This is a genomic window from Thalassospira sp. Z349TD_5 (assembly GCF_056173045.1).
This window is the reverse complement of record NZ_CM149654.1, coordinates 1,613,625-1,627,839: the sequence shown is the minus strand read 5'-3', so window position 1 is coordinate 1,627,839 and position 14,215 is coordinate 1,613,625. Positions and strand designations below refer to the sequence as shown.

Annotated in this window: 11 protein-coding genes; 4 read left to right on the top strand and 7 right to left on the bottom strand. The window is 52.9% G+C overall.

Going from position 1 to position 14,215, the window contains the following annotated elements:
- Positions 1 to 126 precede the first annotated feature (126 nt).
- Entirely contained in the window at positions 127 to 3,192 is a 3,066-nt protein-coding gene (locus AC0VXT_RS07280; protein ID WP_475548105.1) for an Rne/Rng family ribonuclease, read from the top strand.
- Between the two features lie 283 nt (positions 3,193 to 3,475).
- Here AC0VXT_RS07280 and AC0VXT_RS07275 read toward each other — a convergent pair whose 3' ends face one another.
- From AC0VXT_RS07275 to AC0VXT_RS07255, 5 genes are read right to left on the bottom strand one after another with little or no spacing between them, the layout of a single operon-like run.
- Positions 3,476 to 4,678 carry a M20 metallopeptidase family protein gene (locus tag AC0VXT_RS07275; protein WP_475548104.1) on the bottom strand — a complete coding sequence of 401 codons (1,203 nt, stop codon included), beginning with the start codon at positions 4,676 to 4,678 and terminating at the stop codon, positions 3,476 to 3,478.
- A gap of 55 nt (positions 4,679 to 4,733) precedes the next feature.
- On the bottom strand, positions 4,734 to 5,714 hold the full coding sequence (locus tag AC0VXT_RS07270; protein WP_412775969.1) for a TRAP transporter substrate-binding protein: 981 nt from the start codon (positions 5,712 to 5,714) through the stop codon (positions 4,734 to 4,736).
- Between the two features lie 19 nt (positions 5,715 to 5,733).
- Positions 5,734 to 6,549: a creatininase family protein gene (locus tag AC0VXT_RS07265; protein ID WP_475548103.1), complete on the bottom strand. Its 816-nt coding sequence runs from the start codon at positions 6,547 to 6,549 to the stop codon at positions 5,734 to 5,736.
- 30 nt (positions 6,550 to 6,579) lie between these two features.
- Complete coding sequence (locus AC0VXT_RS07260) at positions 6,580 to 7,857, bottom strand: TRAP transporter large permease (protein WP_475548102.1); 1,278 nt, start codon at positions 7,855 to 7,857, stop codon at positions 6,580 to 6,582.
- A gap of 9 nt (positions 7,858 to 7,866) precedes the next feature.
- Entirely contained in the window at positions 7,867 to 8,388 is a 522-nt protein-coding gene (locus tag AC0VXT_RS07255; RefSeq protein WP_475548101.1) for a TRAP transporter small permease, read from the bottom strand.
- A 138-nt stretch (positions 8,389 to 8,526) separates the two neighbouring features.
- On the opposite strand from AC0VXT_RS07255, the gene AC0VXT_RS07250 reads away from it, so the two are divergent.
- Positions 8,527 to 9,450 (top strand): LysR family transcriptional regulator, encoded by a 924-nt coding sequence (locus AC0VXT_RS07250; RefSeq protein ID WP_475548100.1) that lies wholly within the window; start codon positions 8,527 to 8,529, stop codon positions 9,448 to 9,450.
- A 75-nt stretch (positions 9,451 to 9,525) separates the two neighbouring features.
- On the opposite strand, the gene AC0VXT_RS07245 is transcribed toward AC0VXT_RS07250, so the two are convergent.
- Positions 9,526 to 10,677, bottom strand: coding sequence for a pyridoxal phosphate-dependent aminotransferase (locus AC0VXT_RS07245; RefSeq protein WP_475548099.1), 1,152 nt, complete (start codon positions 10,675 to 10,677; stop codon positions 9,526 to 9,528).
- An 81-nt stretch (positions 10,678 to 10,758) separates the two neighbouring features.
- Entirely contained in the window at positions 10,759 to 12,147 is a 1,389-nt protein-coding gene (locus tag AC0VXT_RS07240; protein WP_475548098.1) for a gamma-glutamyltransferase, read from the bottom strand.
- On the opposite strand from AC0VXT_RS07240, the gene AC0VXT_RS07235 reads away from it, so the two are divergent.
- Positions 12,134 to 13,501 carry a M48 family metalloprotease gene (locus AC0VXT_RS07235; RefSeq protein ID WP_475548097.1) on the top strand — a complete coding sequence of 456 codons (1,368 nt, stop codon included), beginning with the start codon at positions 12,134 to 12,136 and terminating at the stop codon, positions 13,499 to 13,501. The genes AC0VXT_RS07240 and AC0VXT_RS07235 overlap by 14 nt on opposite strands.
- Positions 13,498 to 14,211, top strand: a complete 714-nt coding sequence (locus AC0VXT_RS07230) for a hypothetical protein (RefSeq protein ID WP_475548096.1) — start codon at positions 13,498 to 13,500, stop codon at positions 14,209 to 14,211. Before AC0VXT_RS07235 ends, AC0VXT_RS07230 begins: the two co-directional genes overlap by 4 nt.
- Positions 14,212 to 14,215: the final 4 nt, after the last annotated feature.

Below are 14,215 nucleotides of genomic sequence, written 5' to 3'. Positions count from 1 at the left end.
CCAGAGACATACAGGACATATCGCGGACTCAATGTACGGCGCCTCCGGTCACGCCGGTTTGTTTGCATATCAGCACAACTACGCTTTAGGCATTGAACTGGCGGGGCCTCCAGGAACAGGTTCCGAATGGTTAAACGCATGCTCATCGATGCAACGCACGCGGAAGAAAGCCGCGTCGTTGTTATTAACGGAAATCGCTTAGAAGAATACGACGTCGAAACTTCGACGAAGAAACAAATCAAGGGAAACATCTATCTCGCGAAAGTGACGCGAGTAGAACCGTCATTGCAGGCGGCATTTGTTGACTATGGCGGAAATCGCCATGGTTTCCTTGCTTTTAGCGAAATCCATTCCGATTATTATCAAATCCCGGTTGCTGACCGCGAAGCCTTGACGCAAAGCCATACGCGCAACGTCAAGGATGCTGAAATTGTCGAAGACAATGTCAGCGACGGTGAAGACAGCCCGAAAAAAGAAAAGAAACCGACGCGTTCGCGCCGCAAACCGCGTGCGAAAGACAAGGACGAGACGGTTGAAGCCGCAGACGGGGATGCTTCGCCAGTCGAAGCAACCGCAACGGCGGACGCAACAACATCCCCTGACAGCAAAAACGATGCGACCACGGGCTCGGACGAAGAAGACGCCAAACCGCGTCGTCGCCGGACGCGCAACCGTCGTAAAAAATCCGATGAAGTAGATGCTTCAACGGCCGATGCCGATGCAAAAGACGCCTCACCTTCTGAGGATAACACGTCAGATGCAAACACCGGTTCTGATGGTGATGACACCCCGACGGGTGGCAATGCCGCGATGTCAGCAGAAGTCGCTGAACTGACGGTCAACATTGATGCCGATGGCAGTGATGGCGATACGGTTTCTGAAATCAACGCGAAATCAGACGAAGAAGACATCGAAGACCTTGGCGGTGACGATGCCGACGAGTTTGTCGAATCGCACAGCCGTCAGCTTCAGAAACGCTACAAGATTCAGGAAGTTATCAAACGTCGCCAGATCCTTCTGGTACAGGTTGTTAAAGAAGAACGCGGCAACAAGGGTGCTGCACTTTCGACCTTCCTGTCGCTTGCAGGTCGCTATTGCGTTCTTATGCCCAACACCCCGCGTGGTGGCGGCATTTCGCGCAAAATCACCAATGCGCAGGATCGTAAGCGTCTGAAATCCATTCTTGCCGAGCTGGAAATTCCGGACGGCATGGCTGTAATCGTTCGTACAGCAGGTGCCGAACGGACCAAAGCCAAGATCAAACGCGATTTTGATTATTTGATGCGTCTGTGGGATCGTATCCGCGAAACCACCCTTCAAAGTCAGGCACCTTGCCTGATTTACGAAGAAGCCGATCTGATCAAACGCTCCATCCGCGACCTTTATGCACGTGATGTTGATGAAGTTCTGGTTGAAGGTGACGAAGGTTACCGGATCGCCAAAGACTTCATGAAAATGTTGATGCCGTCACATGCCAAGCGTGTGCAGCCTTACAAAGATCAGGGCGTTCCGCTGTTCCATCGTTTCCAAGTGGAAAGCCAGCTTGATGCGATGCTCAATCCGGTCGTTCAGCTTAAATCGGGTGGTTATATTGTTATCAACCCGACCGAGGCCTTGGTCGCGATTGACGTTAACTCCGGCCGTTCGACCCGTGAACGCAACATCGAAGAAACTGCTTACAAGACCAACCTTGAAGCCGCAGAAGAACTGGCACGCCAGCTGCGTCTGCGCGATCTGGCCGGTTTGATCGTTGTCGATTTCATCGACATGGAAGATCACCGCAATCAGGGTGCGGTTGAACGCAAGATCAAAGAAGCCATGCGCAATGACCGTGCACGTCTTCAGATCGGTCGTATCAGCCCGTTTGGTCTGCTTGAAATGTCGCGTCAGCGCCTGCGTCCGTCGCTGGTTGAAAGCGCATTTGAAGTTTGCACCCATTGCCGTGGTGTTGGCCTTGTCCGTTCGATCGAAAGTGCGGCCCTTCATTTGCTGCGCGTGCTCGAAGAAGAAGGCATGCGTCGCCGGTCCGGCTCCCTGACCGTTCATGTTGCAAGTGAAGTCGCCCTTTATATCCTGAACCGTAAACGCGAAACGCTTGCCGAGATCGAACATCGTTACGGTTTCACGGTGATGATCTTTGGCGATGACAGCTTGATTTCGCCTGATCATCGCATCGAACGCTCACGTGCGAAGAAAGGCGATGAGCTCGAAGACGTTCCTGCCGTCCTCAATACCGACAGTGTTTCACTCACCGCGATTGAAAACCCGGTCGATACTGACGATGACGACGAGGAAGAAGAAGAAGCTCCGTCGGCCAAAAACACTGCGCAGGATGACGAAGAACAGGGCGGCAAACGTCGCCGTCGACGTCGTCGCCGTCGTGGTCGCAATGATGACCGTGATGATCGCAATGATCAGCAGCAGGAAGCGTCAGACGCCGAAGCAGGCAATGACGACAATGCAGATCAGAACAGCGACAACGAAGATGACGACGACGAAGAAAGCCAGCGCAAACGCCGCCGTCGCGGCAAACGTGGTGGTCGTCGCCGTTCGCGTCGTCAGGACTTTGAAGCCAAAAGCACACGGTCGCCAAATGATGATCCGGCCCTGACGGCAGCACGCCGTAACCGTGATCACGAAGCACCGGACGGTACCGAAGAAAGCACTGTGATTGACGCCGAAAGCGAAGGTCAGGATGCCGACAGCTTTGATCAGGAAGGTGTTCGCGAAGGCCGTTCACGCAGTACAACTGCACCAGCCCCTGCGCGCCCGCGTCGTGATCGCAATGACAACCGTCGTAACCGTCGTGATCGCAATGATCGTCCTCGTGGCAAAGACAGCAACAACGACGGCGGCAATGATCGCGGTGATGTGAAAAACATCCCGATCCAGAGCGGCCCGGCCCCTGAAGCAGATGCAAACAGCAAACCTGACGTCACCGCAGCAGCCCCTGCTGCTGCACCGGCGGAAGTAGCTGCACCTAAGGCAGCCACACCGGCACCAAAGCCAGAAGAAAAGGTCGCACCGAAAGCCGAGAAACCGGCAGAAAAAGCACCTGAACCTAAGGCCGAGGCAAAACCGGAACCGGTTGCTGCTGAAAAACCGGCACCAGAATCAGCTCCGGCTGCAGAACCGGCAAAAGATAAAAAATCCGAACCGAAGAAACGCGGTTGGTGGAGCCTTGGTCGCTAAGACGATTGGCCGATAAACGTCAGAGGCACATCTCAGAGCGTTAACCAAACATTTCAAAACCCCGTCATTTTTTTGTGGCGGGGTTTTGTTTTGGTCGCTGGTTGGGCGATGCACAAACGATGCAACAGCATCAGGCCAGTTGGTGTCATCACTTGTAACAGATAAACAGCACATAAAAAAAGACCGAGCTCAAAGAACTCGGTCAGTCGTCGCGGCGAATAGTAATATCCGCCTAAATGTGGCCAGTTGAAAAAGTGGGTGGCATTCAACCGGCGAGGGAGACCTATTTCGCGGCGTTTAGCCACACGACAGCGTTTGCAATTACACGAACAGCTGTGGCGATGCAGATTTCGTCAAGATCAAAATTGCTGCGATGAAGCATTGTCTTGCGATCTTTTGCCTTAGAACCAATGCGCAGATGCGCACTTGGAATACGTGAAGAAAATTCTGCAAAATCTTCGCTGCCCATGGACCCTTGGGGCAAACAGATAACGTTATCCTCGCCAAGCACATCGCGCGCGCAACCGACAACATTTTCAAGGATGTCAGGATCGCTTTTGACAACGCCAACCCCTTGTAAGAACGCAACGTCAATCTTGGTGCGCGACGCAATTGCGACACCATCGGCGATGCGCAAAATGGCATCTTTGGTCGCTTCGCGTATTTCTTCGGAATGGGTGCGAATAGCGCCCTGAAGGGTCACGGTATCAGGGATCTGGTTACGGGCGGTACCACCCTCGATTTTGCCGATGGTCACAACCGCAGAACTCAGTGGTGCGACTTCGCGAGAAACAATTGATTGTAGCTGCGCGATTAATTGACTAGTGGCGACAATCGGGTCAACAGACAGATGTGGGTGCGCACCATGTCCCGACATCCCGGTGATTGTCACATCGAACGGATCGGATGAAGCAAACGATACTTCCGGATGCCACCCAACAGTACCACCGTCAAGCAAAGGCCAATTGTGATAACCCAGCATGATATCTGGTTTGGTTTGATCGAAGACGCCATCAGCAAGCATTGCGCGCGCGCCGCCCAGCCCCTCTTCTGCTGGTTGGAAAAGCACCATCGCCGGTCCGGCTTCTTCGGAGGACAGTCTGGACAGAACCGTCGCAACGCCAAGTGCAATGGCGGTATGGGCGTCATGACCACACGCGTGCATTACACCCTTATTTTCAGAGGCAAACGGAAGGTCTGATTCTTCGGTGATTGGCAACGCGTCAATATCGCCGCGAATACCAACAAGCCGACCCGCTGCCTCAGGATTGATAAGGGCTGCTATCCCGGTTTTGCCATAACCGGTTTGATAGCTTATGCCCAGATTATCGAGATACTTCTGGATCTGTCCCGAAGTCCGAACCTCTTCAAATCCAAGTTCCGGATGACGGTGCAAATCACGGCGAATTTCAATCAGTTCATCACTAATCTCATCGACGATTGCATCAATTTTACTCGAAATCTCGCTGGTGGCGCGTGGGGACATATTCATCAATCCTGTTTGGTAGCGGGCCGGTTTTGTTCGTTGGTGTAACTAAGGATCAGTCGAAGTCTTTCTGACCGATCTCAGACACCTTCTTGTAGACTTCCTCACCCCACATTTCGGTTCCCAACTCGTCACGTACCGACTGGGTTGCTTCAATGAAAGGCTTGGTATCTGGGTGGGTGAAGACGATGCCCGCGGCCTTCATTTCCGCGATCATTTTCTCAGTCTGCACTGGAAGCTTTTCAGCAATAACCGCATTCGAGGCATCGTTCGCCTTTTTCAGGAGTGCCTGGTCTTCCGGGCTCAATTCCTGCCAGAAGGCATCACTGATCATCACATATGCCGGTTTCTTGATGTAATTGACCATCGCGATAGATTTCTGAACTTCGTAAAATTTGCCCGCGTAGATGGTTTCAATCGGGTTTTCCTGACCATCAACGACACCGGCTTGCAAACCGGTATATACCTCGGCAAAGGCCATTGGGGTCGGGTTTGCACCCAGTGCGCTCAGCGATTTGACATAGTAATCACGTTCAGGAGAACGCAGTTTCAACCCTTTAAGATCATCAATGCTATTGATTTCGATATCCGCACTGATCTGGCGCGGATTACGCGGCATAAAACCAAGAAGGCGAATTTCCCGCTCATCAATCAGCTTTTGATTCCATTCCTGACCAAAGTCAGTATCAAGAACCGCACCATAGTTTTTGATCCCCTTCATCAAATAAGGGATCGCAAGATATTCGATTTCCTTGATCCCCGGATCGCCACTTGCCGAAATCTGGGTTACCCCCAAAGCAAGCTGGGTGAACAATTCACGTGGGGTGCCAAGCTGATCGCCCCCATAGACAGAAACGGTGTAACGTCCGTCAGACCCTTCTTCGACAACGCGTTTGAATTCAAGTGCGCCTTCGTACTGAGCCTCGCCCTGATTGGCCCAGATCGCATAGCGAATTTCTGTTGCGGCGTGGGCCTGAACAAAGCCGAGTGCCGATAGACCAGCTGCAAAAATTGCGGTTGTAAGTGTCTTACGCATGCTAAAACTCCCTGATTGGTTATGCTGCGGTTTTTGGATTTTGAGTAGAAAAGTAAGTCACGAAATCGGCGCAATAACCGACGAGATAATCGACGATTTTCTGCCCCTTTTCGGCACTTGATTGTGCAGGTTCGCCGCCTGCTACGCCGTTGCCACAGCGATCAGTAACATCGACGGCAAGCGCAATTTCATTGTCCTGGAAACGGATTCCGGCCAGACCTGCGGTTGGCAGGCCAAGCATTTCGCCTTTTTTGTCTTCCTTGGACAGAAGATCCATTCGCATCAGTTCCGGGAAAAGGTGCAAATAAACCGAGGTCAAGGGATCACCACCATGACCAAATGCCTTCATGCCGAGTTCCGGGTGCAGTTCTTGCCACATCGAGGCGGGGATCAGGCGCCAGAGGTTAAGACATGGAATCAAAAGACCTTTGTCACGTTTCATTTTGCGAATGACCTGATCGATCAACGGGTAGTTCCCGCTATGACCATTCAAAACAACAATCTTGCTGATGCCGTGATCGGTGAAGTTTTCAATCATGTCGGTCAGGATCGCGCAGAATGTTTCAGGACGCAGTTGCATGCCGCCCGGAACAGTTCGGAAATAATCCGCATAGCCAAACGGCATGATGGGGGCAGCAATGGCACCAGACTTTTGGGCAATGCGACCAGCTAAAACGTCGGTCAGCATGTAGTCACCCATTGGTGCAACAGGGCCTTGTTCTTCCTGTGAGCCCAACGAAATCAGGATTACAGGATCTTCGTCCATACGTTCGCGAAACTCGACGAAGGTCATGTCTTTAAGCAAGTGCTTGCGTGCAGCGTTTTTCGCTGTCATGTGGGGCTCCGGTATTCGGGTTGGTGGGTATTAGGAACCGAACACAAGGTTCGGCAGTAACAATGTGATCTGCGGGAAGGCAGCAAGCAGAACCACGGCAAAAAAGAGCGGGATGTAGAACGGGATCATTGCCCGCACCATCTGAGCGTGAGAGATCTTTGCAATGTCTTGTGCAATGAACATCAAGATGCCAACAGGGGGCGTCGCACCGCCAATAATCAGGGTAAAAACCATCAAGACACCAAAATGGACCGGATCAATGCCAAACTGCATCACGACAGGCACCAGAATGGGGGTCAGGACAATTTCGGCAGACGACGCCACCATGAACAGCCCGACCAGAAGCAGAACGACAAGGACGATGCCAAGCACAATCAGTGGCTGATGTGAGATTGTCGAAATAGCGTGACCAATACCTTGGGGAACATTTTCACGCACCATCACCCAGCTAAAGGCTGCGGACGCCGCAACGATCAATAGAATTCGGCAACTGCCAAGGCCAACATTGACCATAACCGTACATAGTTTTCGCAGGCCCATTTGGCGATACAAGAACCCCAAAACCAGACCATAAAGTACGGCAACAGCAGCGGCCTCAGTCGGCGAAAAGACACCAAGCAGGATACCGCCAACAATAATGACCGGGAACAGCAGTGCCGGGCCACCATCCTTGACGGACTTCGTAATCTCACCAAGGCTTGCGCGCGGATACCTTGGGTAGCCACGCTTACGTGCGATGAAATAGGTGAATATCATCTGCGACGCGATGATCACGAAGCCTGGAATAATGCCCGCAACCAGCAAGCGACCAATCGAAACATTAGCAAGCGTGCCGTAAATTACCAGTGCAACACTGGGTGGGATCATAGGACCAACAAGCGCAGAGGCCACCGTAACAGCGGCAGAAAATGGCGCTGGATAGCCTTCCTTTTTCATCGCTGGAATCAACACAGACCCAAGTGCCGTAGTGTCGGCCGTTGCTGAGCCGGACATGCCCGAGAAGATCATGCTGGCAAAGATATTGACCTGTGCCAAACCACCATGAATATGCCCAACAAGCGCACGCGACATGTTGATAATCCGATCCGTCAATCGGCAGGCATTCATCAATTCGCCTGCCAGATAGAAGAACGGAATGGCAAGGATTAGAAAGCTGTCGACAGACGCGGTCATGCGCTGGGCCAACATGCCCGCATCAATGCCAGTCATATACAGATACACAGTCGTAGCGACACCCATTGCAAAGGCGAGTGGCATGCCTGTAAGCAATAGAACAATCAGTATGGCAAGAATAATAGTGACGGTCATGATTTGCCCTTACAGCATCGAGTGTTCGTTGTTGTCGGACTGTTTTTCATGAATCCGACGTGAGAAGAAAAGCCGCGAAACAATGGCAACAATCATGAGGATCGCCCCGACGGTGGCAGCAAGACGGACAGTCCCCGCCGGGAGCGGCAAGATGCTCATTTCCTGAAAATTCTCTAGCTTAACGATCCTGAAGCTTTTCCAGGTCAGTACGCATAAAAAAACAAGGGCAAGAAGTTGATTGATCACCCGCAGCACTCTCTGAACACCGCGCGGCAGATGGCTGACAAAAACATCGACAGACAGATGCCGCCCCTGCCAACAAACCACCGCCGCACCGATAAATGTCATCCAAACGACCATCAAACGGCTCAGTTCGTCGCTCCAAAGGAGGGGGCTATCAAAAAAGTAGCGTAAAACAACCTGCGCCAAGGTAAGCGCAACAATAATTGCCAAGGCTGCGCCGACGGCAATTTTGAACGGAAGTGTAAAGTCGAATTGTCGCTTGGCCGGAGCCTGTTCGTTTGGCTGCATAAGCTGTCTCTCCAATATGGTGTTCCCAGTGCACAAGGCTTCTTGTTGTTCTCTTGAATCTGGGTCCGCCTCCTATGTGCATCAAATCAGGCGAGCATTAATCTTGTCAAATATATAAATTAAGCCTATTTATATCCAATGGATATCAATTATCATATCGAATTACGGCATCTGCGTTACTTCATTTATGTTGCTGACGAGATGCATTTTGGTCGTGCTGCAGAGCGACTTGGAATTGCCCAGGCGCCACTAAGTCAGCAGATCAAGCAGCTTGAAGAGCGTGTTGGCGTTCAGTTATTTGAACGTACAACCCGTTCCGTGCGCCTGACCCATGCTGGTGAGGTGTTCCGCGAAAAGGCCCTTCTTGCCTTGGGAAATGTCGGAGACGGGATCGAAGCGGCAAGACAGGTTATGGGCAAAGCGAATCGAAAGCTTACGATTGGTTGCGTTTCACCCGTAATTTTCACATGCCTTCCGGAAATTCTACGTACATTCCACGCAAAGCGTCCGAACACCCGAATTGACATTAAAATCCTGACCACGGACGAACTGCTCGATGCAATGGTCGAAGGACGCATTGATGTCGCGTTCATTCGGCCCCCCAGGGCCAAGGCACATCTAAATATCGAACATTTGTTTAGTGAGGCTTTTGTGGGACTCGTGCCGAGCGATCATCCGTTAGCTTCGAAAGACGATGTGACACTTCATGACTTTGCAGAACTACCATACATCGCCTATGCGCCCATCCTCGGCGTTGGATATCAAAATGTCGTCATGCAGCATGCCCGCAATATTGGCGTATCGATTAATATCGTCGAAGAGGTTGGACACACGCTGGGGATCGTTGCCTTGGTTGCTGCGGGTATGGGTGTCGGTATCGCCCCCAGTTGGGTTACGCATATGCCACATCCAGGCGTAACCTATCTCCCGATGCATGATCTTCCGGGAGATGCCGTAACACTGGCACTGGCTTGGCCAATCGACAGCACGTCATCCGTCGTCGGAGAATTCGTTGAATGCTCCCGCGCCTTCGTTGCAGAAATGACGGATCGCAACATTTAATTTTTCAGACGATGAGGTTCACGCAAAGTGCAGACAAACCCCGTCATAGTTTAACGGGGTTTGTCGCGAAGCGCGCTAACGCTTCCAGTCCTGAAGTGCCTTAACCGCACCGATCATGGTTTCTTCGCTGTGCGCGAAGGAAAACCGCACATATCCCTTGCCACGCATCCGGTCAAAATCGGTTCCCGGCGTGGTTGCAACGCCGGTTTCATCAAGCATCCGTTTGCAGAACGCTTCGCTGTCGTTGGTCAGTTCGCGCACATCGGCATAGAGATAAAATGCACCATCCGCCGGGGCGAATTTGGTGAACCCGGCCTTCGGCAACCCATCAAGCAGGATTTCACGGTTGCGCGCATAGGCTGCGATGTTGGCCTGAAGTTCGTCTTCGCAATCAAAGGCCGCAACAGCGGCAATCTGGGACAATGCGGGGGCAGAAATAAACAGATTTTGCTGCAAGCATTCCACAGCGCGCATCAAATCAGGCGGAACAACGGCCCAGCCAAGACGCCAGCCGGTCATCGAGAAATATTTCGAGAAACTGTTGATGATGATCGCATCATCGCCGAACTCAAGTGCGGTGCAATCCTTGACGTCACCAAAGGAAATCCCCTGATAGATCTCGTCACTGATCAAGCGAATGCCATTTTCCCGGCAATAGGTTGCCAGTTCCCGATACGTTTCAACATCAATCATACTGCCCGCGGGGTTTGACGGGCTGGCAACGATCAAACCGTCAATCGGGTCTTCGAGGTCGCGCAACATTGAAACCGTCGGCTGATAATGGGTTTCTGGCCCGGCAGGAAGATTGACCGTCTCAATCCCAAGCGCACTTAGAATGTTGTGATAGGCCGGATACCCCGGTGCGGCCATCGCCACTCGATCACCCGCATCAAAGGCCGCCAGAAACGCCAACACAAAGATCGAGGACGAGCCACTGGCAACACAGACCCGTGCCGGATCGACCGATACATCAAACTTGGATTTGTAATGCCCCGCAATGGCTTCGCGTAGGGGATCAATGCCCATGGCATTGGTATAGCCAATCAAATCGGTCTCAAGGGCCTTGGCCGCGGCTTCGCGTACTTTGCGCGGTGCAGGCGTCCCGGGCTGACCGACTTCAAGATGAAAGACAGCCTTGCCGTCATTTTCGCGCGCATTGGCCGCACGCATCACGTCCATAACGATAAAGGGTGAAATTGCACCGCGAAGCGACTGTTTCAATGCCATGTGTGGGTCCTGCATTATCGTGAAAAGCAACAGGGCAAGACCGACGCCATGCCCTGTGATCTCAAACCTGTATGTATCGGTTTATCGGGTTCCGGCCATGCCGCCGCCTGCCGGATCGGCAATGAAGCGGCAACTTTCCGGATGAAGTGGCGTTCCTTCAAGGCAGCGAATGACATTGACCGACGCTTTCCCGTCTGTACTCATCGCAATCCCTGACGCAGCCCCTGAACCAATCAAATCTTCGGCCATGGTCGCAATCTGTTTGGTCGCACCTGCCGGTGTGCCGGTGCCTGCAATACCGTAATAGTATTCCCAAACATACGGGTTCACCATCAAGGCTGGCCCGATCAAGGGGGTCGCAGCATGGGCAACATCCCCGGCGGCAAGGCCAAGGCCGAAGGCCTCTGCCCCCAGTCCGGCACCAAACGGTTTGTTCATCGTGGTGACACAGGCGACCGCATTGGCCGCGCGGTCCACAACAACAAAGCCACTGCGCCCTGACGCAGCCTGTGCGCTATTGTCACCTGCGGTAATATCGGCAAGGTAACGGTTTAAGATGTCACCAAGTTCTTCGCCTTGACTGATTACCGACGGACCACTATCGGAGCGCGGCGGATAGGCAAAATAAAGGGTTTCATTGCCAACCTTGACCTCGGTCGCGGTTTTCCATTCCGGGCGATAATTGCGCAGATCATCCGCCGTCAGCGTCCCACCGGCTTCCTGAACAGCATCGGCAACACGCGCACCAAGGGCACTGTTGTAAAACTCGCCCGGCCCCTGAACCCGCAAGGATGTCAGAAGGGCTGCAAGGTTAACTGATCGAATGCGATCGCCGACCTGCAATACCTTGCCATTGGGCATAAGGCTGTTACGCAACATCGGGCTTGCGTAAACCTGATCCTGGTTGGCTTCAATATCATTAACCAACGAACGCGACACCGGCACGCCAAGACGGGCATATTGTTCCGCGGTACTAAGCAACGAGCGCCATTCAAGACGACCATAACGCGCACTTAGGGCATAAAGCCCGCGCGGCACAGCTGGAATGGTCGTTGCAATCTGATCAGATGACGTCCGGGTGCCCGGGCGAGGCCAGAAATCAAGAACTTCGACTTTTTTCGATACGCGATCGTGGACAACACACACACCGCCGCCACCAATCCCGGCAACCGATGGTTTGGTAACCGTCATGGTCGCATAAAGGGCGACAGCCGCATCCGCAGCCGTGCCGCCGGCAGAAAGAACATCGCGTGCATTGCGTACAGCGCGCGGTTCATCAGCAACCACGCCCCCAAGATAACCGCTTACTGCCCCGATTTGACCAATATTTTCAGGTTCATTGGAACTGCAAGCCGCCATACCAGCAGTCATTGCGATTGCGACCGCGATCCGCCATGATGGCTTGCGCGTCGGACGCGACCCGACATCAGATGAACGAAAATATGGAACGCACATTTTGCTCAGACGCATTGTAACTCTCACTGCCATTTTCCTTGTTGCCCTGCCTAGCATGGTTTTCGCACAGGGTCGTTCTTTTATCCGCGATACCGAGATCGAGGAAACCTTACGTATGTATGCCACGCCGATTTTTCAGGCGGCGGGGCTCGATGCGAATGGTGTGTCTGTTTACATCGTTTCCGACAACAGCCTGAACGCATTTGTTGCAGGCGGCCAAAAGCTTTTTATCAATACTGGGCTGTTGTTAAAAGCAGATACTCCAGAACAAGTTATGGGCGTCATGGCCCACGAAACCGGGCACATTGCCGGTGGGCACCTTTCGCGCATTCATGATCAGCTGCGTAACGCGTCTGCAATCTCCATTCTTTCGACCTTGGCTGGTGTTGCGGCTGGCGTTGCCGCGGGGCGTTCCGATGTTGGTACCGCGGCAATTCTTGGCGGCCAGAATGTTGCTCAGCGTAACTTTCTGGCCTATTCGCGGACACAGGAAAGCAGCGCAGATCAGGCGGGCGTCAAATTCCTGACAGATGTTGGCATTTCATCGCGCGGAATGCTGGACTTCATGAAAAAGCTTGAAGGTCAGGAACTTCTCAGCACCTCCAGTCAGGACCCGTACCTGCGCAGCCACCCTTTGACCACAGAACGTGTTGATTTTTTGGCAAACTTTGTGGCCAACTCCAACCTTAAGGACAAAAAGGTCAGCCCGGATCTATACAAACGCCATGCCCGCATGCGCGCCAAGCTTTATGCCTTTACCAATCACATCCAGAATACATTACGCACCTACCCCGAAACCGATACCAGCATCGCAGCACGCTATGCGCGCGCCATTGCCTATTATCGCGATTCGCAGCTTGATCCCGCCCTTGAAATCATCAAGGGCCTGATCGCTGATGAACCTGAAAATCCCTATTTTGAAGAACTTGAAGGTCAGGTCCTGCTTGAATTCGGGCGTGCCGCAGATGCCGTGCCGCCGTTGCAAAAATCAGTAGATCTTTCTGGTGGCGCGCCGCTTATTCGTTTGCTTTTGGCCCATGCGATGATTGAAACCGGTGATCCGGCAATGCTCGAACCGGCAAAAGCCAATCTGATCGGGGTTCTATCACGTGAACGTGGCAACTCATCTGCGTGGCGTTTCCGTGCCATTGTCGAAAGCCGTCTTGGCAATGAAGGCGAAGCATCGCTTTCACAGGCTGAATACAGCCTTCTTTCCGGCGACCGGCAGGCCGCGAGCTATCACGCGGTTCAGGCTGAACGAAAATTGGAAAAAGGGACTGCTACTTGGTTGCGGTCGCAGGATATTCTTCAGGCCACCGATCCAGACGGGCAAGACAAAAAGAATGCAGAGAAAGACGCACCGAAGTGACCGGTTGCCTTGGCAACCACCCACAATTTGATGCATGGATATCAGCACTGATTACAGGTCATCGTCGTTTTCGCCTGTTTGGCCTTCTTGTGGCTGCGGGTTTGCATTTATCTGCGTGCACATTGCCCGGGTCCGGGGTCGATGTCGGCGGCGATTTAAAATTGCTTTATGCGCCTTTTTCTCTCTCGAACCCGCCAAAATACTGGCAATACAATCATCAGACCAATGCTTCTACGCCGGGTCAGTCACCGTCGGCGGCACTTGAATGGCAGGACAAGGACGGCAAAATTGCACTGGCTGCACGCCCGGCGGCAGGCCCGTTTGAGTTGGGGCGTCGCACCAATATTCTAGTGCTCGCATCCCCTTATTTGTCGTTTGACTGGCAACAAAACAGCACCGCACAGGTCGGTGATGTTGAGCTTGTTCTGGGATTTCGTCTGCAAGATCAAGGCGATTGGGGCGAGAATGACCTTGGCACGGGCAAACCACCAACCGACCACACCGTCCGTATCCCGGTTGGGAACAGGCAGGTTACCTATGGCCAATGGCAACGCGAATATTTCGACCTTGCGGGCGTCTATCGCCGGTATTGGCCAGATGCACCGGGTGACGAGGTTCGGCTGGTCTGGATCGGTATCGCGTCAGGCAAGGATAAGTTGGCTGCTGTGACCAGCGTAACATATCTAACGCAGATTTTACTTTCCCGTTAGCCAC

Excerpts from the sequence above, each read along its gene's own strand:
- AC0VXT_RS07255 (WP_475548101.1), bottom strand. The coding sequence starts at position 8,388 with ATGCAGCCAAACGAACAGGCTCCGGCCAAGCGACAATTCGACTTTACA.
- AC0VXT_RS07240 (WP_475548098.1), bottom strand. The coding sequence starts at position 12,147 with ATGCGTCTGAGCAAAATGTGCGTTCCATATTTTCGTTCATCTGATGTC.
- AC0VXT_RS07280 (WP_475548105.1), top strand. The coding sequence starts at position 127 with ATGGTTAAACGCATGCTCATCGATGCAACGCACGCGGAAGAAAGCCGC.
- AC0VXT_RS07260 (WP_475548102.1), bottom strand. The coding sequence starts at position 7,857 with ATGACCGTCACTATTATTCTTGCCATACTGATTGTTCTATTGCTTACA.
- AC0VXT_RS07245 (WP_475548099.1), bottom strand. The coding sequence starts at position 10,677 with ATGGCATTGAAACAGTCGCTTCGCGGTGCAATTTCACCCTTTATCGTT.
- AC0VXT_RS07250 (WP_475548100.1), top strand. The coding sequence starts at position 8,527 with ATGGATATCAATTATCATATCGAATTACGGCATCTGCGTTACTTCATT.
- AC0VXT_RS07270 (WP_412775969.1), bottom strand. The coding sequence starts at position 5,714 with ATGCGTAAGACACTTACAACCGCAATTTTTGCAGCTGGTCTATCGGCA.
- AC0VXT_RS07275 (WP_475548104.1), bottom strand. The coding sequence starts at position 4,678 with ATGTCCCCACGCGCCACCAGCGAGATTTCGAGTAAAATTGATGCAATC.
- AC0VXT_RS07265 (WP_475548103.1), bottom strand. The coding sequence starts at position 6,549 with ATGACAGCGAAAAACGCTGCACGCAAGCACTTGCTTAAAGACATGACC.